The sequence below is a fragment of the Pseudomonas sp. SORGH_AS_0199 genome (assembly GCF_031453735.1).
GTDB lineage: Bacteria > Pseudomonadota > Gammaproteobacteria > Pseudomonadales > Pseudomonadaceae > Chryseomonas > Chryseomonas aestiva.
The window spans coordinates 1,257,650-1,275,752 of sequence record NZ_JAVJAE010000001.1; the positions used below are offsets into that span (position 1 = coordinate 1,257,650).

The following is an 18,103-nucleotide window of genomic DNA, read 5'->3' on the forward strand; positions in this document are numbered from 1 at the left end:
GGCCTCGGGCCCCCGTCAAACCAGCCGGTCACAAAGTGTCGCGGACGCCGCTCAGGCTGTCGTCCGCGGGTCAGGGCGCCAGTTAGCCAGGCGTGCCCGATTCGGTCGCGCCGGCCACGTCCGGATCGTCCGGAAATTCCTCGGGTTCCATGTCCGCATAGGGTAGTTCTTCAGGCGGCGGGGTGTTGCTGGGGTTGTCGTAGGTCTTCTGGTCGGCGTCGCTCATGGTGGCTCTCCGGGGTAGGTATAGAGATATCGAACCCCTCTGGGCGGGGCCGTTCCCGAACAGCTGTCGACAGCGACCTCAGGTCGGCCAGATGGCGAGGGGCCGAACGTCGTTAGCGCGATAGCGGTCCATTGGCTGACCGTCTCCTCCGAATGACGGCGCCCGAGGATTCCCGTGATGACCACGCCCACCGCTGTCCATCCGTTGCCGTTCCAGCCCGCCTTCGAACAGGTGCCGGATGATGAAGCCGCCACCATTCGCGAAATGGTGGCGGCCATGAGAGACATCACCGAGACCACCTACGCCAATGGTGGCCATGCCATCCGCAGCGTGCATGCCAAGAGTCATGGTCTGCTCACCGGCCAGGTGACGGTATTGGGCGGCCTGCCGCCGGCCTATGCCCAGGGCGCCTTCGCCGTGCCGGGCAGCTATGCCGCGGTGCTCAGATTCTCGACCAATCCGGGCGATATCCTGGCCGACAGCGTCTCCACCCCGCGGGGCCTCGCGCTCAAGCTGATCGACGTGCCGGGCGAGCGCCTGCCTGGCAGCGAAGGGCAGGTGACCCAGGATTTCGTCATGCAGAATGCCCCGGCCTTTACCGCGCCGGATCCCAAGACCTTTCTCAAGACGCTCAAGCTGCTGGCCAAGACCACTGACCGCGGCGAGGGCCTGAAGAAGGTCGCCTCGGCAGTGTTGCGGGGTACCGAGAAGGTGGTGGAAGCCCTTGGCGGCGAGAGTCCGACGCTGAAGAGCCTGGGTGGCCACCCGGAGACCCATCCGCTCGGCGAAACCTTCTACACCATGGTGCCCTTTCTCTATGGTCCCTATTTCGCCAAGCTCAGTGTGGTCCCGGTGGCGCCCGAGCTGACCGCCCTGACCGATGCCCCGGTCGAGGTCAACGGCAAGCCCGACGGCCTGCGCGAGGCGGTCAATGCCCATTTCGCCCGGCACGGCGGCGTCTGGGAGATCCGCGTGCAGCTGGGCGTCGATATCGAGCAGACGCCCATCGAGGATGCCTCGGTGGTGTGGCCGGAAGATATCAGTCCCTATGTGACCGTGGCGCGCCTGGAGGTCCAGCCGCAGCCGGCCTGGAACGAGGCGCGCTCGCGCGAGGTGGACGACGGCATGGTGTTCAGCCCCTGGCACGGTCTGGCCGCGCATCGCCCGCTGGGCGGCATCATGAGGTCGCGGCAGCCAGCCTACGAGATGTCGTCGCAGTTCCGCAGCGAGCGTAACGGCTGCCCGTTGCACCATCCGCGTGGACCGGTGGAGCTGTAGCCGCGGTACTAGTTGAGCGTGGCGAGCTCGGCGTCGTCGAGTTCGCGGGCGCGTACCGCGGCCGGGCGGCTTACCAGCCCGGCGACATAGCGCTCGAAGTGCGGACGTTTCTCGACGGTGCCAAAGGCCATGCCCCAGGCGAGATGAGCGCCGACATAGACGTCGGCGGCGGTGAAGCGATCATCCACCAGGTACTCGCCCGGGGCCAGGGCGGCGTCGAGGGTGTCGAGCACCTCGTCGAGACTGCCATAGCCCACCGCGCCGCGCCTTTGCGGGTCGTCGGGCAGGACGACGCCCAGCGCCTGGTTGGTGGTGGCGGCCTCCAGCGGACCGGCGGCGAAGAACAGCCAGCGGTAGTAGGCACCGCGCGCCGGATCGCTCAGCGGCGGCGCGAGCCCCGCGGCGGGAAAGGCGTCGGCGAGATAGGCGCAGATGGCGGCGGTCTCGGTCACCACGGCGGCGCCATGGCGCAGCGCCGGCACCTTGCCCATGGGATTGATGGCGCGATAGGCCGGGGATTTCATCGCCGGCCCGTAGTCGACCCGCTGCACCTCGTAGGGTTGTCCGAGCTCCTCCAGCAGCCAGCGCACGATGCGTCCGCGCGACATGGGGTGGGTATAGAGCACAGGCCGGTCGAACATGGTGAAGCTTCCTTGAGTTGTCGTACCCCTTAGCATAGGTAGCCCCTCATCCAGCGTCCATTCACAGGAGCCTGGGTACCCTTCTGCTAAACTGGTAAACCTTTACCAGCCGTTTCACAGGACTCCCGTGCCCTCATCCTTCGCTTCCCTGCCACTGGCCGAGACCATGCAGGCCAATCTGGCCGAGCTCGGCTACCTGAGCATGACGCCCATCCAAGCGGCCAGCCTGCCCATCATCCTCAAGGGCCAGGACCTCATCGCCCAGGCCAAGACCGGTTCGGGCAAGACGGCGGCCTTTGGCATCGGCTTGCTGACGGGACTCAATCCGCGCTATTTCGGCTGTCAGGCCCTGGTGCTCTGTCCGACCCGCGAACTGGCGGATCAGGTGGCCCGCGAACTGCGCCGCCTGGCGCGCACCACGCCCAACCTGAAGATCCTGACCCTCTGCGGCGGCATGCCGCTGGGGCCGCAGATCGCCTCCCTGGAGCATGGCGCCCAGGTGATCGTCGGCACCCCGGGGCGGGTGCAGGAGCACCTGCGCAAGGGCACCCTGGTGCTGGACGGCCTCAATGTTGCGGTGCTCGACGAAGCCGATCGCATGCTCGACATGGGCTTCATCGAGGCCATCGCCGACATCCTCAGCCAGACCCCGGCACGGCGGCAGACGCTGCTGTTCTCGGCGACCTATCCGGAAGGCATCGAGCGCCTGGCCCAGGACTATCTGCGCGCGCCGCTGCGCATCAGCGTCGAGAGTCAGCACAGCGACACCCAGATCCGTCAGCGCTTCTACGAGATCGCCGCCCAGGACCGCCTCGCCGCCGTGGTGCGCCTGCTCCGGCACCATCGCCCGGCCAGCGCCGTGGCCTTCTGCCAGACCCGTCAGCAGTGCCAGGAGGTGGTCGAGGCGCTGCATGCCCAGCGCATCTCCGCGGCTGCCCTGCATGGCGATCTTGAGCAGCGCGAGCGCGATCAGGTGCTGGCGATGTTCGCCAACCGCAGTCTCTGCGTGCTGGTGGCCACCGACGTGGCGGCCCGCGGCATCGACGTCGCCGGCCTGGAAGCCGTGATCAACGTGGAGCTGTCCCGCGATCCGGCAGTGCACGTGCACCGTATCGGCCGCAGCGGGCGGGCGGGTGAGCAGGGCCTGGCGCTGTCGCTGGTGGCACCGGCCGAGGCCAGCCGCGCCCAGGCCATCGAGGCTCAGCAGGGCTCGCCGCTGGACTGGCAGTCCCTCGGCGCCCTGCGCGATACCCCGGAGCCGCTGGTGCCGACCATGCACACCCTGGCCCTGGCGGCGGGCAAGAAGGACAAGCTGCGCCCCGGCGACATCCTCGGCGCCCTGACCGGCGACGCCGGCCTGCCCGGAGCCAAGATCGGCAAGATCACCCTGTTCGACAACCAGGCCTTCGTCGCCGTGGAGCGCGATATTGCCCGCCAGGCGCTGCAGCGGCTGAGCGAAGGCAAGATCAAGGGCCGGTCGATCAAGGTGCGGATGCTGTAGGGGCGAGTTGGCCCCTTCGCATCCTGGTTACATCTTTCGGCAGGGGCTTTATCGCGGCCATGGGCCGCTCCTACGGATAGATTGGATACCTGTAGGAGTGGTCGATACGGCGCACCGGCATGGCCGCGGGCCTGTCTCAGGTGAGTGGTAGCGCCGTAGCGTGGAAAACGGCGCAGCCTTTTCCACTGGGACTTCGCCGCGAGGCGCGCCCTCACCCCAACCCTCTCCCAAGGGGAGAGGGGGCTATCCGAGCAGGTGTTCGTCTCCATTAGCCTGCGTAAGAGTGGTCGCCCCGGCGCACTGTCATGCCCGCGATCACGGCGAAGACTGACCCTCGATCCCCATCCGCCGCCTGGCGCGATGGGAAGAGCCGTTGCGGACGGCCCAGCGCAGCACCGGGGCGGTGGCGCCGATACCGGTGCGAATCAGCTGCCGTTGCAGCGGACCCTGGTGGAAACCCAGTTCCGCGCTGGCCCAGCCGGGCAGCAGGTCGATGCCGGCCTGCATCATCAGGGCGCCGAAGGGCTTGGCCAGAGCGCTGGGCGCGGGCGCCTGCAGCAGCACCCGGCAGACCTCGCGGCTGCGTTCGTCGCAGACCAGTTGGGGGCGTATTGCCTGGTAGTAGGCGGCGATCTCCGCTCGCGAGCGGGGCACGTCGGTCGCGCCCAGGCGTTCGGCGACTAGGGCGATCTCGGCGTAGTAGCGATCCTGTTCGGCACCCGGCAGCTGAGGATCGAAATAGCGCAGATAGGCCGCGAGAAAATGGCTGACCTCGGCCACATGGACCCAGGTCAGCAGCGCCGGGTCTTCGGCGCTGTAGGGGCGACCGTCGGCGGCCTGGCCGCGGATATGCCGGTGGATGGCCTGGACCCGGGCGATCAGCCGCTCGGCATCGCCGCGGCTGCCGAAGGTGGTGGCGGCGATGAACTGGCCGGTGCGGCGCAGGCGGCCGAGCATGTCTTCGCGAAACTTCGAATGGTCCCAGACCCCGGCCAGGGCCAGCGGATGCAGGGTCTGCATGAGCAGGGCGGCGATACCGCCGATCAGCATGCAGGTGAAGTCGCTGTGTACCCGCCAGGGGATGCTGTCAGGCCCGAACAGCCCCGGATCGCCCGGCGGCTGCTCGTAGTCGACTTCGCCCAGGGACAGTCCGGTGAGGCTCATCACCTGCCGCTCGATACGGTTGCGGATCAGTTCCATGGGCTAGCGCGACAGCAGGTAGAGGGCGGCGTACTGCAGCAGCATGATGGTCTTGCCATCCAGCAGCCGACCGTCACGGGCCATGGCCAGGGCCTCGTCGAAGGGCAATTCCAGCAGCTCGATGTCCTCGCCTTCCTCGTGCAGGCCACCGCCGTCGGCGATGCGCTGGTCGGCGCGGTATTCAGCGGCGAAGAAGTGCAGCAACTCGGTCACCGAGCCGGGACTCATGAAGGCGTCGAACAGGTGCTGGACGTTGTCCAGGCGATAGCCGGTTTCTTCCTCGACTTCGGCCTTGATGCGCTCTTCCGGGGCGGCCGCGTCGAGCAGGCCGGCGGGGGTCTCCACCAGCAGGCCATCGGCCAGGCCGTTGCCCAGGGTCGGCAGGCGGAACTGGCGGATCAGCAGCACGGTGCGCCGTTCGCGGTCATACAGCAGGATGGTGGCGCCATTGCCGCGGTCGTAGGTCTCGCGGGTCTGGCGTTGCCAGCTGCCGTCGCGGCGCAGGTAGTCGAAGGTGGTCTTTTTCAGCAGGCCCCAGTCGGCGGAAAGGGTCTCGACCTGCTGGATGCGAACGCGCGGGGTATCGGGCATGGGGGCTCGTCTGGACGGGAGGCGTCGGGCCACGGTAGCAGAAGCGGTGCCTTTTTAAGGCACGCGCCGCGACCCCGGGTTCCACCCCGCCGTGAGGACGGCTGATAGCCGACGTCTAGAACCAGCGGTCGTTCTTCTTGCGACCCCGCGTCATGGACGGCAGGATCAGGCCGGCCAGCAGGCCGGCGCCGGCGATGCTGCCGCCGTAGACCATGTACTGCATCAGCGCCTGCTTGTTCTCGTTGCCGAGCTTGGCCTGGGTGCTGCGCAATTCCGACTGGGCCTGGGTGAGCTGGGCGTCGAGATCCTTGCGGCGGCTCTCCAGTTCGTCGATCTGCTTCTTGCGCGAATCCAGGGTCTCCTGCATGCCCTGGACGCGATTCTTCCAGCTGTCGTCGATGGTCTTGAGCTGGCCGCTCAACTCGGCCACCTGCTGTTCCAGCTGCGGCAGGCGCTCGGCCTGGCCGGGCTTGGCCTGCAGGTCGGCATTGGGGATCCAGACGGTGCTGCCGCCTTCGCCGCGCACCTGGCTGTAGTCGCCCTGGGTGCTGATCAGCTCGACCTTCTGCCCGGACTTGAGGGTGCCGACGATGCGATAGCCATCGGTGGGACCACTGCGGACATAGGTGGTCAGGCTGTCGCTGACCCAGCGGGCAGTGCCTTCCTGGGCCACGGCGGTGCCGGCCAGGGAAGCGAGGGAGGCGGCCAGGCAGAGGCCGAGATGCGGGAGGCGGGACAGCAGGCGAGATGGGGACATGGGCATGATCGGGTCTTTATGCATGAGCTGAAAAGATGAAGGCCGTGGTGAACAAGCCGGATTATTGTGGGGCAGTACCCTAGCAAGCTGCCGCGCTCTATCCGCCAACCCGTAGCGCCCGCTGTTCGAGACGGTGAAGCAGTTCAAGCTTTGGCGGCGGAAAGCGACGGCCAGTGTCATCTTGCCGCCATGCGGCGGCAGGCGAAAGCTGCCAGGTCATTCAGGATCTTGCCGGCGGCGCTTCAGAGGCGCTGCAACAGATCCAGACTCAGGGCCGCGAGTGCGCCCAGGCCGGCGCAGCCGAAGGCCAGCGCCTTGCCCCACCAGTGTTTCCAGGCGATGGCGCCAGCCAGCATGCCCACCCCGCAGAGCAGCAGGCCGGACTTGAGATAGAAGTCGGACCAGGCGAGCAGCTGATCGATGAAGTCGAAGAGTTCTTGGAATTCCTGCGGCATGGGGCCTCCTGGCGCGCTGGCGCTATTGAGTCGCCGGGGCCCCGGTCGTTCCCTGGCAGTCCGCCGCCAGCAGCCGCTCGGCGGAACCCTGGTCGCCCGGCTGGCTGCCTGCGCGGCCGGCCAGCAGCAGGAACTGGCGGCTGGCGTCCCGGCTCGGCAGCGCCATCACCGCCAGCGACAGCCGTGGGTCCGGCAGCGGATAGGGCGGCTGGCTGGCCAGGGCCTGGAAGAAATCCGCGGCCAGCAACTGGGCTTCGCTCAGCCGCCGCGCCTGATAACGACTGCCCGCCAGCGCCATGGGCAGCGTGCGCCAGTGTTCGTCCAGCTCGGGCACCAGTGGCGAGAGCTGTTCGCGCACCTCGGGCCGCAGGCAGGCCAGGTGCACATGCAGCTGATCCTGGCTGCGCCCGCTGGGGGCATTGAGGGCCAGGGCGATCCGCTCGTCCGCCACCGGCGCCTGGCCCCAGGCGCCCAGGTACCAGCGCTGGCGCCAGGCCAGACCGAACCAGTTGGGTTGGCCGGGCTGCCAGAGCGCCGGACTCTCCAGCCCGCGCAGGGGCCGCAGCGGCACTAGGATGAAATGCTGTCGCTCACCTGGCGCGCGCAGCACGGCGAAGCCGGAGTCCTTGACCACCTGGCGACAGGGGGTGGCCAGGCCGGTGAGGCGGGCATTGGGTACGCAGAGCCCGGTCGTGACCTGGCGCAGCAGGTCGCGGCTGGCACAGCCTGTCAGCGCCACGCCCAGCATCAGCAGCCAGAGCAGGCGCTGCCACGACGAGCGGATGCTGGGCGGCAGCGAACAACTGCGCGAACTGCGCTTCCAATGGCTATCAGGACAATGCAGCGGGAGATCAGCCATGGCCAATGGTTGGGCCGGAGACGGCGCGGTTCAGGAACAGATCGACAGCACGGTGGACGATGCGGTGCAACGCGCCCGCAGCCGTCTGCACCGAGGCGCGAGCCTCACCCATTGTGAGGAGTGCGGCGACGCCATCCCCGAGGCACGCCGCCAGGCGGTCCCGGGTGTGCACCTGTGCATCCGCTGCCAGTCCGAGCAGGACGCCGAAGACCAGCGCGCCGGCGGCTACAACCGGCGGGCGAGCAAGGACAGTCAGTTGCGCTAGGGGTGGATGGGGCAGTGGCATGGTGCGGCGACCTGGACAGGGCTGGACGTCTCGCAGGATCGAGGCTGCTAAGGGTTTGTACCATGCGGGCCTCACTCCAGCAGCTGGCATGTGACGTGCCAGCTGCTGGAGTGAGGCCGCCAGCAGGAATCAGTCGGGATGCACCGCATAGCCTCGCAGTCGGTTACCGTCAGGATCGCGTACGACGAAGCTGCGGCCGAACGGCAGGTTGGTTGGCGGTAAAAGCGCTTCGGCGCCCTGCATGCGCCAGCGATCGTACAGCTCATCCACCGCCGGCATGCTGGCCACCTTGAAGCCCAATTCACCCGTCGCGCTTCCCGCGCCAACCGCAGGAACCACGGCTTCCCTTGTCCACAAGCCCAGGGCGAGACCGGACGGAAGCACGAAGAGGGCGAAACCAGGGCCGTCCTCGACCGGGGTGAGGCCAAGCAATTCGGCGTAGAAATTCCGGCTGGTACGGACATCGGCAACATAGAACATCAGACTGGTGCTGTAGTGCATGGCGCATCTCCTCTGTGGTGATGCCGCCCAGTCTAAGGAACCCCACTGCCAGTTTCTGTCAGCATTCAGGCAGGCATGGAACCCTGGCGTTTCATCTGCCTTCGCCAATCTCTGAGCAGGCTCTGACGGCGCTGTGGATAGCGTTCTTCGCAGGCCTTTGCCGAGACGATGCGATCGGCGCGAAAGCTACGGAAGTCTTTACGCAACTCACACCAGCCGAGCAGCACCCGTGCGGCGTCGAAGTAGGCCAGCGCGAAGGGCCAGATGGTGCGCTGGGATTCGCTGTCAGTGGCATCGCGATAAACCAGGGTGAGCTTGGTTTCCTGGCGTATGGCTTGACGCAGGATCGCCGGATCGACCTGGTTGCGGGGTGTTTCCCGACTCGGTCCGATGAGCAGGGTGGTCATGGCCAATTCGTTTTGCAGCTCGCTCGGCAGGACCGCGGAGATCCGTGCCAGGGCATTGCTGGCGGCCGCTGCCAGGCTGCCATCGGTGCGTTCGGCTACCCAGCGCGAGCCGAGGACAAGGGCTTCAAGTTCTTCGGGGGTGAACATCAGCGGTGGCAGCAGAAAACCTGGCTTGAGGATATAGCCGACGCCCGGTTCACCCTCGATCGCCGCACCCAGCGCCTGCAGGCTGGCGATGTCGCGGTACAGAGTGCGTAGACTGACTCCCGTTTCTGCGGCCAAGGCGCGGCCACTCACGGCGCGGCGGTGCCTGCGCAAGGCCTGGAGCAGATCGAACAGCCGTTCTGAGCGTGACATCCGCGCAGTTTAATCTGGGAGCAGGTGATGCTCTAGCCGTGGCCAGGCGCGTTTAGGCTTCTTGATAGGGCAGGTCGGCTATAGAAAGTTACCGGGCTGACGCAAAAGCTCGTTGGCCATCTCTCTGAGGCGCGCGATCTCGATCCTTTGCGTCTGTTGCTCCTCTGGCCCAAGGTCTCGCTCGCCATATTCGCGGCTCAGATAGAGGATGGCATCGTTGCCATCCGGGTCGTCGCTGTAACTGGAGTGGGCTGCGATTTCGTTCAGCAGTGCGTGCGAAATCGGCGCAATGTGCACGTGCAGGGAGAAGCCTGCGGAAAAGCCCAGCTTGTAGAAGACCACCCTGTAGGGTGCATAACAGCGCTGCAGAAGTTTCTCGGCGAACCCCAGTTGCTGACCTAATTCGGCCAGACTAGGCGCGTCGAGTGTGTTGAAGTCGCTCACGGCTTGTTGACTGCTCAGGGTCAGAAGACCGGGATACCGAGAGTCCCGCCGATAACCCAGGCGCCAGTGGACTGTCTCGACTATCAGGGTCGCCTCGTGTGTATCCGGCCTTGCAGTCATCGGTACCGCTCTACCTTGGAGAAGGGGACAGTCTACTCAGCTGCGACGCGCGCGGCCGTCCATTGCGCCTGGCTCAGCCGAAACAGCCGATGCGGTCGAAGCGGATGGCTTGGTGGCAGACGCGGATGTTCGAAGTGACCGGCGTCGGCCATCGCCAGCCGGCGCATCACGGCCAGTGACGGCTGATTGGCTGCCGCGGTAAAGGCGACCACTTCGTCGAGTCCGAGAGTGTCGAAGGCGTGGGCCAGGGCCAACTGGGCACCGCGGCTGGCGTAGCCCTTGCCCCAATAGGGGCGATCCAGCCGCCAGCCGATCTCGACCGCAGGTGCAAAAGGAAGATCGGATGACACCGGGCTGATGCCGAGCAAGCCGAGCAGGGCGCCGTCGGTACGGCGCTCCAGCGCCCAGAACCCCCAGCCGCGCTCGGCAATGCCCTGCCGGCAACGCTGGAGCAGCGCATCACTGGCCGCCCGGTCCAGGCAGGCAGGAAAATGCCGCATCACCTCGGGATCGGCATTCAGCCTGGCGAACGCGGCGCCATCCTCCGCTCGCCACTGGCGCAGCCCCAGGTCGACGTCGGCCGGCATCAGGACGCAGCCGGGATCTGCAGGCCGCGTTGCACCGCCGGGCGGGCGAGGAAGGCGTCGAGGGCGCGACGGACCTTGGGAAAGTCCTGGAAGCCGATCAGGTCGGCCACCTGGTAGACCTCCAGCAGGGCGCGGATCCAGGGGAAGGTGGCGATGTCGACGAGGCTGTAGTCCTCGCCCAGGATCCAGGCGCGGCCCCCGAGCTGACCTTCCAGCACGCCGAGCAGGCGCCGGGCCTCGGTCACGTAGCGGTCGCGGGGGCGCTTGTCTTCGATGTCCTTGCCGGCGAACTTGGTGAAGAAGCCGAGCTGGCCGAACATGGGGCCGATGCCTCCCATCTGGAACATCAGCCACTGGATGGCCTGGTAGCGTTGCGCCGGCGCCTCGGGCAGCAGGCGTCCGGTCTTTTCCGCGAGGTAGAGCAGGATGGCGCCGGATTCGAACAGTCCCAGGGGTTCGCCACCGGGGCCGTCGGGGTCGAGGAGGGCGGGGATCTTGTTGTTGGGGCTCAGGGAGAGGAATTCCGCAGTGTGCTGGTCGTCCTGGCCGAAGTCGATGCGATGCACCTCGTAGGGCAGGCCGAGCTCTTCCAGCAGGATGGCCACCTTGAGGCCATTGGGCGTAGGCAGCGAATAGAGTTGCAGGCGCTCGGGATGCCGGGCGGGCCAGCGATGGGTGATGGGGAAGCGCGACAGATCGGCCATGGTGGACTCCGGAAAGGGGGTGGTTCTGGGTGAGACCGGCGAGCGCGGCCCGGGTTGCCGGGTCTTCAGCGAAGCGGAACTTCGCGCGATGCCTACCCCTCCATCTGAGACGTATCCGCCTTCAGCCCCGCACCGAGGATTTCCCATGCTTCCCCACAGTCAGCAGGGCAGCGGTTCGCCCACCTTCGTGCTCATGCACTTTCTCGGCGGCTCGCACCGCACCTGGTTTCCCACCGCGCCCTACCTGGATGGCGAACACCGTTGCGTGGCGCTCAATACGCCAGGCTTCGGCGATGCCGCCGCGGTCGAGGGTTACAGCGTCGCCGAGATGGCCGACCAGGTGGATGCCAGCATCCGTGCCCTGGGCCTGGAGCGTTGCATCCTGGTGGGCCACTCGATGACCGGCAAGGTGGCCGTGGTGCTGGCGGCGCGGCGACCGGAGTATCTGCTCGGGCTGATCCTGGTGGCGCCTTCGCCGCCCGGGCCGCAGCCCATGAGCGAGGCGGATCGCGATGCCCAGCGCGCCTATGGCAAGAGCCGGGCGGAGGCCGAGGCCTTTGTCGACGAATCCAGCGCCCATCGCCTGCCCGATGCCATCCGCGAGGTGGTGATCGCCGATGCCCAGCGGCTGAATCTGCAGGCCTGGCGGGCCTGGGTCGATCAAGGCAGTCGGGAGGACTGGAGCGACCGCATCGAGACCCTGGACTATCCGGTGCTGCTGGTCTGCGGCGCCGATGACCAGCAGGTGCCGGGTCCGGACGAACAGCGCCGCACCACCCTGGCGGCCTTCCCCAACAGCCGGCTGGAGGTCATTCCCGGTGCCGGTCACCTGATGCCGCTGCAGACGCCCCAGGCCCTGGCGCGGCTGATGCTCGACTTCGCCCGGGAGCTCTGACCGGTGGATTCGCTGACCCAGGCCGTGCTCGGCGCTACCGTCCAGACCGCACTGCTGGGTCGCTGGCAGGGTCGGCGCGCGATCCTCTATGGCGCCGCCCTGGCCACCCTGCCGGATCTCGATGTGGTCATCGACTACGGCGATGCCGTCAAGGAGATGACCTACCACCGTGGCTTCAGCCATTCGCTGTTCGTGCTGACCGGACTGGCCCTGCTGCTGACCTCGATCTGCAGTCGCTGGCGCGATCCGGGTTACAGCCAGGCACGCCTGTTCCTGACGCTCTGGCTGGTGCTCATTACTCATCCCTTGCTGGATGCCTTCACCACCTATGGCACCCAGCTGTTCTGGCCGCTGCCGACCACCCCGATAGCCTGGTCCAGCGTCTTCATCATCGATCCGCTCTATACCCTGCCGTTGCTGGTGGCGGTACTCGCTGGCCTGGTGATTGGCCCCCGGGGCCGAACCCCTCGGCTGGCCATGGTGGCCCTGCTGCTCTCCACGGCCTATCTGGGTTGGACCCTGGTGGCCAAATATTCCGCCGAGCGCCAGGTACGCCAGGCGCTGGCGGCCCAGGGGCAGGCGGATGCACGCCTGTTCAGCGCGCCGCTGCCCTTCACCAGTCTGCTCTGGCGGGTCATGGTGGATGACGGACCCGAACGCTACCGGGAAACCTGGGTGGGGCTGTTCGACGACCGCCCGCCCACCTTGGTCCCGCTGCCACGCGGGGGCGAACTGGCGCCGATCGTCGCCGACTCGCCGGCCGAACAGCGGCTGCGCTGGTTCACCGACGACTGGCTGCGCTATGACCGCCTGGGCGACGACCTGGTGGTGACCGATCTGCGCCTTGGCGCCACCGGCTACCACAGTTTCCGTTTCGCCCTGGCTCAGCGCGAGGCCAGCGGTTGGCGACTGGTCGCCGAACCCTCGCTGTGGCCGCGCGAGCGCGGCGGTCGCGAACAGCTGGCGGTGGTCTGGCGCAGACTCTGGCACCCGGAGTCGCCGGCACCGGTGGCGGACTGGGCGGCGCGGCTGTCGCGCCTGCCGGACTGACGCCAGGCCTCCAGCAGCAGCCGCCACCAGGGGCGCTGGGCCTCGTGCAGGGCGGTATGGCGATCCAGGCCGATATCGGCCAGTTCCCGGTCGGTAAGGTCCGGCAGGATGCGGCGGGTGGTCAGCTGGCGCTGGAACAGCAGCCAGCAGCCGCTGGCGCGGGTCTGATCGTGAAGGCTGGGGTCTCTGGGCATGGCGTCTCTCCTGGGCTGTCTCCATGCTCCGCCGCCACTACGGTCAGGGGCAGACCCAGGTCGATGGGTTGTCCGCCATACAGCCGCCTTACAGCGGTCAGCTGTATGGTGCAGGGCGTGGCCATCTGTATGGCGCGCGTTTCCTGTCTACGCCGCTATAGTCCGGGCATGAATCGCTATCAGCTGCTGGCCGATGCCCTCGGCCGTCGTATCGAACAGGGTCTCTATCGACCGGGCGAACGCCTGCCGTCGGTGCGCGTCCTGGCCCAGGAGCACGGGGTCAGTCTGGCCACGGTGCAGCAGGCCTATCGGCTGCTGGAAGATCGCGGGCTGGTGGAGCCACGGCCCAAGTCCGGCTATTTCGTCCGCCTGGAAAGACGCGTCATCGAGTTGCCGCGGGTGACCCGTCCGGCGCGCTGGCCGGTGGAGGTGTCCGGGTGGGAGCCGGTGCGCGAGCTGATGACCAGCACTCCGGATTCGGTACGGGTGCAACTCGGCCGCGGCCTGCCGGATACCGAGGCGCCGACCCTGGCCCCCTTGCTGGCCGGCATGGCGCGCCTGGCGCGGCGGCCGGGCAATGCCGGGCTGTCCTACGACAGCATCCAGGGCGTGGTGGCCTTGCGCGAACAGGTGGCCCGGCTGCAGCTGGATGCCGGCTGCGTGCTCACCGCCGATGACATCGTCATCACCAGCGGTGCCCACGAGGCCCTGGCCACGGCCTTGCGCGCCACCTGCCAGGAGGGCGACATCGTCGCGGTGGATTCGCCGACCTTTCACGGGGTGATGCAGACCCTCAAGGGTCAGGGCCTCAAGGCACTGGAGATCCCTACCGATCCGCGCACCGGCATCAGCCTGCCGGCGCTGGAACTGGCCCTGGAGCAATGGCCGGTACGGGCCATCCAGCTCACCCCCAGTTGCAACAATCCCCTGGGCTACTGCATGCCCGAGGCCAACAAGCGCCAGCTGGTGGCCCTGGCGCGCAAGCACGACCTGGCGGTGATCGAAGACGATGTCTATGGCGATCTGCTCTATGGCTATCCGCGGGCGCGAGCGCTCAAGGCCTTCGACGAAGACGATCGGGTAATCCTCTGCAGTTCCTTTTCCAAGACCCTGGCACCCGGTCTCCGGGTTGGCTGGGTGGCGCCCGGGCGCTATGCCGAGCGAATCCTGCACCTCAAGTACATAGGCACCGGCTGTACCGCTCCCCAGCCGCAGCTGGCCATCGCCGAATTCATCGCCGCCGGTCACTACACCGTGCACGTCCGCCGCATGCGCGCCCAGTACCAGCGCAATCGCGACCTCATGAGTGCCTGGGTGCAGCGCTACTTTCCCGCCGGAACCCGGGTCAGCCAGCCCCAGGGCAGCTTCCTGCTGTGGGTGGAGTTGCCCGAGGCCTGCGACAGCCATCGACTCAATCGCGAACTGCTCGCCCAGAGCGTGCAGATCGCCTGCGGCAGCATCTTTTCTGCCTCGGGCAAGTACCGTAACTGCCTGCGCCTGAACTATGCCCAGGCCCAGCGTCCGGGGATCGAGGAGGGCGTGCGGCGTGTGGGCGAGGCCGCCTGCCGCCTGCTCGACGAAGCGCTGCCGCGGTCGCTGGCCCTGCCGGTCTAGCCGAGTTCGGCGATCTCGCTGCAATTGCGCCCGCGATGCTTGGCGCGGTAGAGGGCGGCATCGGCCTGGGCCAGCAGGCGGACCGGGACGCCTTCCGCCAGCCGCGGCGTCACCGCCACGCCGAAGCTGGCGGTGACCGGCAGCGCCTCGGTCGGGCCGACGGCGAAGGGCGCCTCGGCGATGCCGCAGCGCAGGCGCTCGGCCAGTGCCAGGGCGTCGGTCGGCTGGGCTACATCGGCGAGCACGGCGAATTCCTCGCCACCGATCCGGGCGATGCGATCACCGGGACGCAGCAGCTCGCGGCAGCGCTGCGCCAGTTGCTGCAGCAGCAGATCGCCGGCGGCGTGCCCGTAGGTGTCGTTGATGCGCTTGAAGTGATCGATATCGAAGGCGATCGTCGCCAGCTGCCCGGTGGTGCGGGTCACCCCCTGCGCCAGCTCGCGTTCGAAGGCGCGGCGATTGGCCAGGCCGGTCAGGTAGTCGGTCTCCGCGCGGACCCCCAGTTCGGCGATCAGGGCATCACGCTCCTCACGCAGCCGGTCGGCCTGCAGCAACTCGTCCTCCAGCTGGGCGAAGGCGGCGAACAGGCTGCGCGGGTCGTCTTCGGCCACCGTCCCGAACGGTCGGGCGCGCCGGCTGAGGCTGAGCAGTCGCTGGGTATTGGCCAGCAGCGGCGTCAGCAGGCGCTGCTTGAGCAACAGCAGACCGGTACCCAGCGCCAGCAGGATGCCCACCGCCGCGGCGATGGTCAGCCATAGCCGCAGCTGGGCTTCGCGCGCCAGGGCATCGGCTTCGTCATGGGCCAGACTCAGCATCTCGTCGCGCAACTCCAGGATGCTGACCATGGTCGGGACATAGCCCTGGGCGAAGCTGGCCGCAGTGGGCGCCGTGCCGGTCGCCAGGGCGGCGAGGGTCTGGTGGTACCAGTCCAGGCCTTCGCCCAGGTAGCGCTCCTGCACCTGCACGAAGCGGTCGTGCTCGGGACGGCCGGGGGCCAGGTTGAGGTTGCTGCGCAGGAGATCCATCAGCTGGTTGATGCGGCCCTGGGTCTGCAGCAACTGGACCTGTTCCGCGCCGCTGGGCAGGCGCTGCGCCTGCAGCGCGGGGGTCAGCAGCGAGCCCAGGCGTCCGGCGGTGTCGCGCAGGCGGGCGGCCAGCTTGGCATTGACCAGGTAGATGGCCACGGCCGGGCTGCGCTGGATGAGGTCGTGCAGGGTGAGGTCGGCGGTGATGAAGTTGCTGTCGAGGGCGCGGAACATGCCCTGGACCAGGGTGGCGATGTCCTGGGTGGCGGGATCATCAGGCGTGGCCCAGAGGCGCTGATCGACCTGGGCACGGGCCTGCAGCAGCGTCTGATAGCCGTTTGCCGCCTGCTCGGCGGTCACGCTGCATTGCCGGCAGCCCTGCAACAGCACCTGTAGCCGGGCGAAGCGTTGATCGCTCAGGGTCCGGGCGCGCGCCAGCTCATGGCTATCGCCGCCGCGACCGCCGAGCAGGGCATTGGTCGGGCCACGCTCGGCGGAGACGGCTTCCACCAGCCGCAGCGCCTCCCCATAGACCGGCAACTGATCACGGGTCAGGCCCATGCTCGTCGAATTCTCATGGGCCTGCTGGACGAGCAGGGCCATGCCGCAGGCGGTGGCGAGCGAGGTCACCACCAGCAAGGCATTAATCAGTCGATTGAGATGAGCGGTCAGCAGAAAACGGCCAGACATCAGGCGACACCGAAGCGAGCATGCCCAGGAGGCGAGCCGATTCCGGACAGCGGAGGATTCAGGCTCTCAAGGTGCGCCGATGTTAAAAGGTCTAGCTTTCAAAACGTATACAGCCGGGGCCGGGCGGATTGGTTATTGCGTAAACGGTCATGCCGGCAGCACGAGTGGCAGGGCGCCCACGAAACCTCGTCAGGCAGACGGGGTATCGCCCACCCTCTACACTGGCCATTTCGCGAGGTCCTGCCATGCCACCCCGTATCTATCTTGCCGGTCCCGAGGTCTTCCGGCCCGATGCCGTCGCCCAGGGCGAGGCGCTCAAGGCGCTATGCGCCCGTCACGGCTGCACGGGGCTGTTTCCGCTGGACAACGCCCTTCCCCCGGGGCTGACCGAACCAGGGGAGCAGGCGGCCTGGATCTATCGGGCGAATCTGGCGCTGATCGAGCAGGCGGATGGCGTCCTGGCCAGCCTGGATTTCTTTCGCGGCGCCGAGCCTGACAGCGGCACCTGTTTCGAGGTGGGCTATGCGGTGGCGCTGGGCAAGCCGGTGGTGGGCTATGTCCCGGAGGCGGGCAGCCTGGCCGAGCGGATTCGCGCGCGACATCCCGAGTGGGTAGGCGTGGGGCTGCTGGACCGTGACGGCTGGACGCTGGAGGAATTCGGCCTGCCGCTGAACCTGATGCTGGCGGTACCGGCCAGCATCGTCGTCGGTGGGCCGGAGGTGGCCCTGGCGGTATTGCGCGAGCGGCTCGGCTAGCGAGTCAGGTGGGTACGACCCTCACCCCGGCCCTCTCCCAGGGGAGAGGGGGTGGTTAGCGGTCAGTCCAGTGGAAAAGGCTGCGCCGTTTTCCACGCTACGGAGTTTCGCCCCGTAGGGGAGAGGCGGTCTGAACGGAGTCAGCCGCGTGCCAGGGACGCCAGTTCGTCCAGTCCGCTGTTGCCGTCGGCATAGGCCGCGCGGAAGCTGTCGCGCTGCTGCCAGCGCGCCCAGAAGGCCGCCAGGTGCTCGAAGCGCTCGTCCAGCGGCGTCTGGTTGGTGGGGAACTTGGAGAAGGCGATGGCGGTGCACAGGGTGATGTCGGCAAAGGTCGGCGCCGCGCCGCCCAGCAGCCACTCGCGACCATCCGCCAGGTGCCGATCCACCAGCGCCGCGTGCATCAGGGCTTCCTTGCGGCAATGCTCGCCCCACTGCGGATTGTGGGTCAGCTCCAGCTTGTGGCCGAGGCCTTCGTGCTGCACATGGAACATGGTCACGATGCGATAGAGCACATGGATGAAGATGCGGTCATTCCACATGGCGTCCTGGCCCTGCTCCAGCGGCGTTTCGCCCATTACCTTGCGGCCGGGATAGCTGTTGTCCAGATAGCGGGCGATGGCCGCGCTCTCGGCCAGGTAGCCGCCGTCGGCGAGTTCCAGGGTCGGCGTCTCGCCCCAGGGATTGCGCTTGAGATGCTGCCACTGGCGTTGCTCGCCTTCGGGCGCCATCTTCAGGATGACCTCCTCGAATTGGTCGGCGATGCCCTTTTCCTGGATGAACAGCCGCAGCCGTTGCGGGTTGGGAAAGGCAGATGGCGAGGTGAAGAGACGTAGCTTGGCCATGGAGGACTCCGGAAGGGACAGTGACGAAGCATGTGACTGCGGGCAGTCGTGCCGCGTTCGTACGAGGTGACCAAGGATGCCGGGCCAGGGCCGGGGCGAACAGCCAAGCCGCTGTATGCCCTCC

The 18,103-nt window shown here is 67.5% G+C and carries 21 protein-coding genes and 1 pseudogene; 7 read left to right on the plus strand and 15 right to left on the minus strand.

All coding sequences use genetic code 11. The features are described 5' to 3' along the window. Nucleotides 1-82 precede the first annotated feature (82 nt). Nucleotides 83-226, minus strand: a complete 144-nt coding sequence (locus QE444_RS05920; RefSeq protein ID WP_007161029.1) for a hypothetical protein — start codon at nucleotides 224-226, stop codon at nucleotides 83-85. A gap of 177 nt (nucleotides 227-403) precedes the next feature. Here QE444_RS05920 and QE444_RS05925 point away from each other — a divergent pair, with 177 nt between their 5' ends. After that, nucleotides 404-1,504 carry a catalase family protein gene (locus QE444_RS05925; RefSeq protein WP_280310723.1) on the plus strand — a complete coding sequence of 367 codons (1,101 nt, stop codon included), beginning with the start codon at nucleotides 404-406 and terminating at the stop codon, nucleotides 1,502-1,504. An 8-nt stretch (nucleotides 1,505-1,512) separates the two neighbouring features. Here the strand turns inward: QE444_RS05925 and QE444_RS05930 are convergent, their stop codons facing one another. Continuing rightward, complete coding sequence (locus tag QE444_RS05930) at nucleotides 1,513-2,145, minus strand: glutathione S-transferase family protein (RefSeq protein ID WP_280310725.1); 633 nt, start codon at nucleotides 2,143-2,145, stop codon at nucleotides 1,513-1,515. Between the two features lie 127 nt (nucleotides 2,146-2,272). On the opposite strand from QE444_RS05930, the gene dbpA reads away from it, so the two are divergent. Then, entirely contained in the window at nucleotides 2,273-3,646 is a 1,374-nt protein-coding gene (dbpA, locus tag QE444_RS05935) for an ATP-dependent RNA helicase DbpA (RefSeq protein ID WP_280310727.1), read from the plus strand. 315 nt (nucleotides 3,647-3,961) lie between these two features. Here the strand turns inward: dbpA and QE444_RS05940 are convergent, their stop codons facing one another. From QE444_RS05940 to QE444_RS05960, 5 genes are all read right to left on the minus strand, one after another. Further along, nucleotides 3,962-4,846, minus strand: a complete 885-nt coding sequence (locus tag QE444_RS05940) for an oxygenase MpaB family protein (RefSeq protein ID WP_309737541.1) — start codon at nucleotides 4,844-4,846, stop codon at nucleotides 3,962-3,964. A gap of 3 nt (nucleotides 4,847-4,849) precedes the next feature. After that, nucleotides 4,850-5,437 carry an NUDIX domain-containing protein gene (locus tag QE444_RS05945; RefSeq protein WP_133863251.1) on the minus strand — a complete coding sequence of 196 codons (588 nt, stop codon included), beginning with the start codon at nucleotides 5,435-5,437 and terminating at the stop codon, nucleotides 4,850-4,852. A gap of 115 nt (nucleotides 5,438-5,552) precedes the next feature. Then, a complete protein-coding gene (locus QE444_RS05950; protein WP_133863252.1) occupies nucleotides 5,553-6,200 on the minus strand; it encodes a TIGR04211 family SH3 domain-containing protein in 648 nt (215 codons plus the stop codon). A 236-nt stretch (nucleotides 6,201-6,436) separates the two neighbouring features. Then, nucleotides 6,437-6,649, minus strand: coding sequence for a hypothetical protein (locus tag QE444_RS05955; protein WP_133863253.1), 213 nt, complete (start codon nucleotides 6,647-6,649; stop codon nucleotides 6,437-6,439). Nucleotides 6,650-6,671: 22 nt separating this feature from the next. Beyond that, on the minus strand, nucleotides 6,672-7,508 hold the full coding sequence (locus QE444_RS05960; protein WP_273862469.1) for a CDP-diacylglycerol diphosphatase: 837 nt from the start codon (nucleotides 7,506-7,508) through the stop codon (nucleotides 6,672-6,674). Here QE444_RS05960 and QE444_RS05965 point away from each other — a divergent pair. After that, on the plus strand, nucleotides 7,507-7,773 hold the full coding sequence (locus QE444_RS05965; protein ID WP_017642690.1) for a DksA/TraR family C4-type zinc finger protein: 267 nt from the start codon (nucleotides 7,507-7,509) through the stop codon (nucleotides 7,771-7,773). The genes QE444_RS05960 and QE444_RS05965 overlap by 2 nt on opposite strands. Before the next feature lie 150 nt (nucleotides 7,774-7,923). Here QE444_RS05965 and QE444_RS05970 read toward each other — a convergent pair whose 3' ends face one another. The 5 genes from QE444_RS05970 to QE444_RS05990 form a co-directional block, all read right to left on the minus strand. Continuing rightward, nucleotides 7,924-8,295, minus strand: coding sequence for a VOC family protein (locus QE444_RS05970; protein WP_187981093.1), 372 nt, complete (start codon nucleotides 8,293-8,295; stop codon nucleotides 7,924-7,926). Nucleotides 8,296-8,360: 65 nt separating this feature from the next. Further along, nucleotides 8,361-9,059 carry a YafY family protein gene (locus QE444_RS05975; RefSeq protein ID WP_273862470.1) on the minus strand — a complete coding sequence of 233 codons (699 nt, stop codon included), beginning with the start codon at nucleotides 9,057-9,059 and terminating at the stop codon, nucleotides 8,361-8,363. Between the two features lie 78 nt (nucleotides 9,060-9,137). Further along, on the minus strand, nucleotides 9,138-9,503 hold the full coding sequence (locus tag QE444_RS05980) for a hypothetical protein (protein ID WP_252977265.1): 366 nt from the start codon (nucleotides 9,501-9,503) through the stop codon (nucleotides 9,138-9,140). A 152-nt stretch (nucleotides 9,504-9,655) separates the two neighbouring features. Then, on the minus strand, nucleotides 9,656-10,210 hold the full coding sequence (locus tag QE444_RS05985) for a GNAT family N-acetyltransferase (RefSeq protein WP_273862471.1): 555 nt from the start codon (nucleotides 10,208-10,210) through the stop codon (nucleotides 9,656-9,658). Beyond that, complete coding sequence (locus QE444_RS05990) at nucleotides 10,210-10,914, minus strand: glutathione S-transferase N-terminal domain-containing protein (protein WP_309737542.1); 705 nt, start codon at nucleotides 10,912-10,914, stop codon at nucleotides 10,210-10,212. Before QE444_RS05990 ends, QE444_RS05985 begins: the two co-directional genes overlap by 1 nt. Before the next feature lie 145 nt (nucleotides 10,915-11,059). Here QE444_RS05990 and QE444_RS05995 point away from each other — a divergent pair, with 145 nt between their 5' ends. After that, on the plus strand, nucleotides 11,060-11,809 hold the full coding sequence (locus QE444_RS05995) for an alpha/beta hydrolase (protein WP_309737543.1): 750 nt from the start codon (nucleotides 11,060-11,062) through the stop codon (nucleotides 11,807-11,809). A 3-nt stretch (nucleotides 11,810-11,812) separates the two neighbouring features. Beyond that, entirely contained in the window at nucleotides 11,813-12,859 is a 1,047-nt protein-coding gene (locus QE444_RS06000) for a metal-dependent hydrolase (RefSeq protein WP_208694025.1), read from the plus strand. An 86-nt stretch (nucleotides 12,860-12,945) separates the two neighbouring features. Here the strand turns inward: QE444_RS06000 and QE444_RS06005 are convergent. After that, nucleotides 12,946-13,053: pseudogene (locus QE444_RS06005) on the minus strand (hypothetical protein); the annotation flags it as partial. Between the two features lie 168 nt (nucleotides 13,054-13,221). Here QE444_RS06005 and QE444_RS06010 point away from each other — a divergent pair. Beyond that, nucleotides 13,222-14,667: a PLP-dependent aminotransferase family protein gene (locus QE444_RS06010; RefSeq protein WP_280310743.1), complete on the plus strand. Its 1,446-nt coding sequence runs from the start codon at nucleotides 13,222-13,224 to the stop codon at nucleotides 14,665-14,667. Here the strand turns inward: QE444_RS06010 and QE444_RS06015 are convergent. Beyond that, entirely contained in the window at nucleotides 14,664-16,382 is a 1,719-nt protein-coding gene (locus QE444_RS06015; protein ID WP_285389311.1) for a GGDEF domain-containing protein, read from the minus strand. The two genes, QE444_RS06010 and QE444_RS06015, sit on opposite strands and share 4 nt — an antisense overlap. A 245-nt stretch (nucleotides 16,383-16,627) precedes the next feature. Between QE444_RS06015 and QE444_RS06020 the strand changes: the two genes are divergently transcribed. Continuing rightward, nucleotides 16,628-17,137 carry a nucleoside 2-deoxyribosyltransferase gene (locus QE444_RS06020; protein WP_282286122.1) on the plus strand — a complete coding sequence of 170 codons (510 nt, stop codon included), beginning with the start codon at nucleotides 16,628-16,630 and terminating at the stop codon, nucleotides 17,135-17,137. 140 nt (nucleotides 17,138-17,277) lie between these two features. Here the strand turns inward: QE444_RS06020 and QE444_RS06025 are convergent, their stop codons facing one another. Next, nucleotides 17,278-17,979, minus strand: coding sequence for a glutathione S-transferase family protein (locus QE444_RS06025; protein ID WP_187981100.1), 702 nt, complete (start codon nucleotides 17,977-17,979; stop codon nucleotides 17,278-17,280). Nucleotides 17,980-18,103 lie beyond the last annotated feature (124 nt).

Excerpts from the sequence above, each read along its gene's own strand:
- QE444_RS05945 (WP_133863251.1), bottom strand. The coding sequence starts at position 5,437 with ATGCCCGATACCCCGCGCGTTCGCATCCAGCAGGTCGAGACCCTTTCC.
- QE444_RS06025 (WP_187981100.1), bottom strand. The coding sequence starts at position 17,979 with ATGGCCAAGCTACGTCTCTTCACCTCGCCATCTGCCTTTCCCAACCCG.
- QE444_RS05975 (WP_273862470.1), bottom strand. The coding sequence starts at position 9,059 with ATGTCACGCTCAGAACGGCTGTTCGATCTGCTCCAGGCCTTGCGCAGG.
- QE444_RS05995 (WP_309737543.1), top strand. The coding sequence starts at position 11,060 with ATGCTTCCCCACAGTCAGCAGGGCAGCGGTTCGCCCACCTTCGTGCTC.
- QE444_RS05960 (WP_273862469.1), bottom strand. The coding sequence starts at position 7,508 with ATGGCTGATCTCCCGCTGCATTGTCCTGATAGCCATTGGAAGCGCAGT.
- QE444_RS06020 (WP_282286122.1), top strand. The coding sequence starts at position 16,628 with ATGCCACCCCGTATCTATCTTGCCGGTCCCGAGGTCTTCCGGCCCGAT.
- QE444_RS06010 (WP_280310743.1), top strand. The coding sequence starts at position 13,222 with ATGAATCGCTATCAGCTGCTGGCCGATGCCCTCGGCCGTCGTATCGAA.
- QE444_RS05965 (WP_017642690.1), top strand. The coding sequence starts at position 7,507 with ATGGCCAATGGTTGGGCCGGAGACGGCGCGGTTCAGGAACAGATCGAC.
- QE444_RS05930 (WP_280310725.1), bottom strand. The coding sequence starts at position 2,145 with ATGTTCGACCGGCCTGTGCTCTATACCCACCCCATGTCGCGCGGACGC.
- QE444_RS05970 (WP_187981093.1), bottom strand. The coding sequence starts at position 8,295 with ATGCACTACAGCACCAGTCTGATGTTCTATGTTGCCGATGTCCGTACC.
- QE444_RS06015 (WP_285389311.1), bottom strand. The coding sequence starts at position 16,382 with ATGTCTGGCCGTTTTCTGCTGACCGCTCATCTCAATCGACTGATTAAT.
- QE444_RS05985 (WP_273862471.1), bottom strand. The coding sequence starts at position 10,210 with ATGCCGGCCGACGTCGACCTGGGGCTGCGCCAGTGGCGAGCGGAGGAT.
- QE444_RS05990 (WP_309737542.1), bottom strand. The coding sequence starts at position 10,914 with ATGGCCGATCTGTCGCGCTTCCCCATCACCCATCGCTGGCCCGCCCGG.
- QE444_RS05920 (WP_007161029.1), bottom strand. The coding sequence starts at position 226 with ATGAGCGACGCCGACCAGAAGACCTACGACAACCCCAGCAACACCCCG.
- QE444_RS05940 (WP_309737541.1), bottom strand. The coding sequence starts at position 4,846 with ATGGAACTGATCCGCAACCGTATCGAGCGGCAGGTGATGAGCCTCACC.
- QE444_RS05925 (WP_280310723.1), top strand. The coding sequence starts at position 404 with ATGACCACGCCCACCGCTGTCCATCCGTTGCCGTTCCAGCCCGCCTTC.
- QE444_RS05950 (WP_133863252.1), bottom strand. The coding sequence starts at position 6,200 with ATGCCCATGTCCCCATCTCGCCTGCTGTCCCGCCTCCCGCATCTCGGC.
- QE444_RS05955 (WP_133863253.1), bottom strand. The coding sequence starts at position 6,649 with ATGCCGCAGGAATTCCAAGAACTCTTCGACTTCATCGATCAGCTGCTC.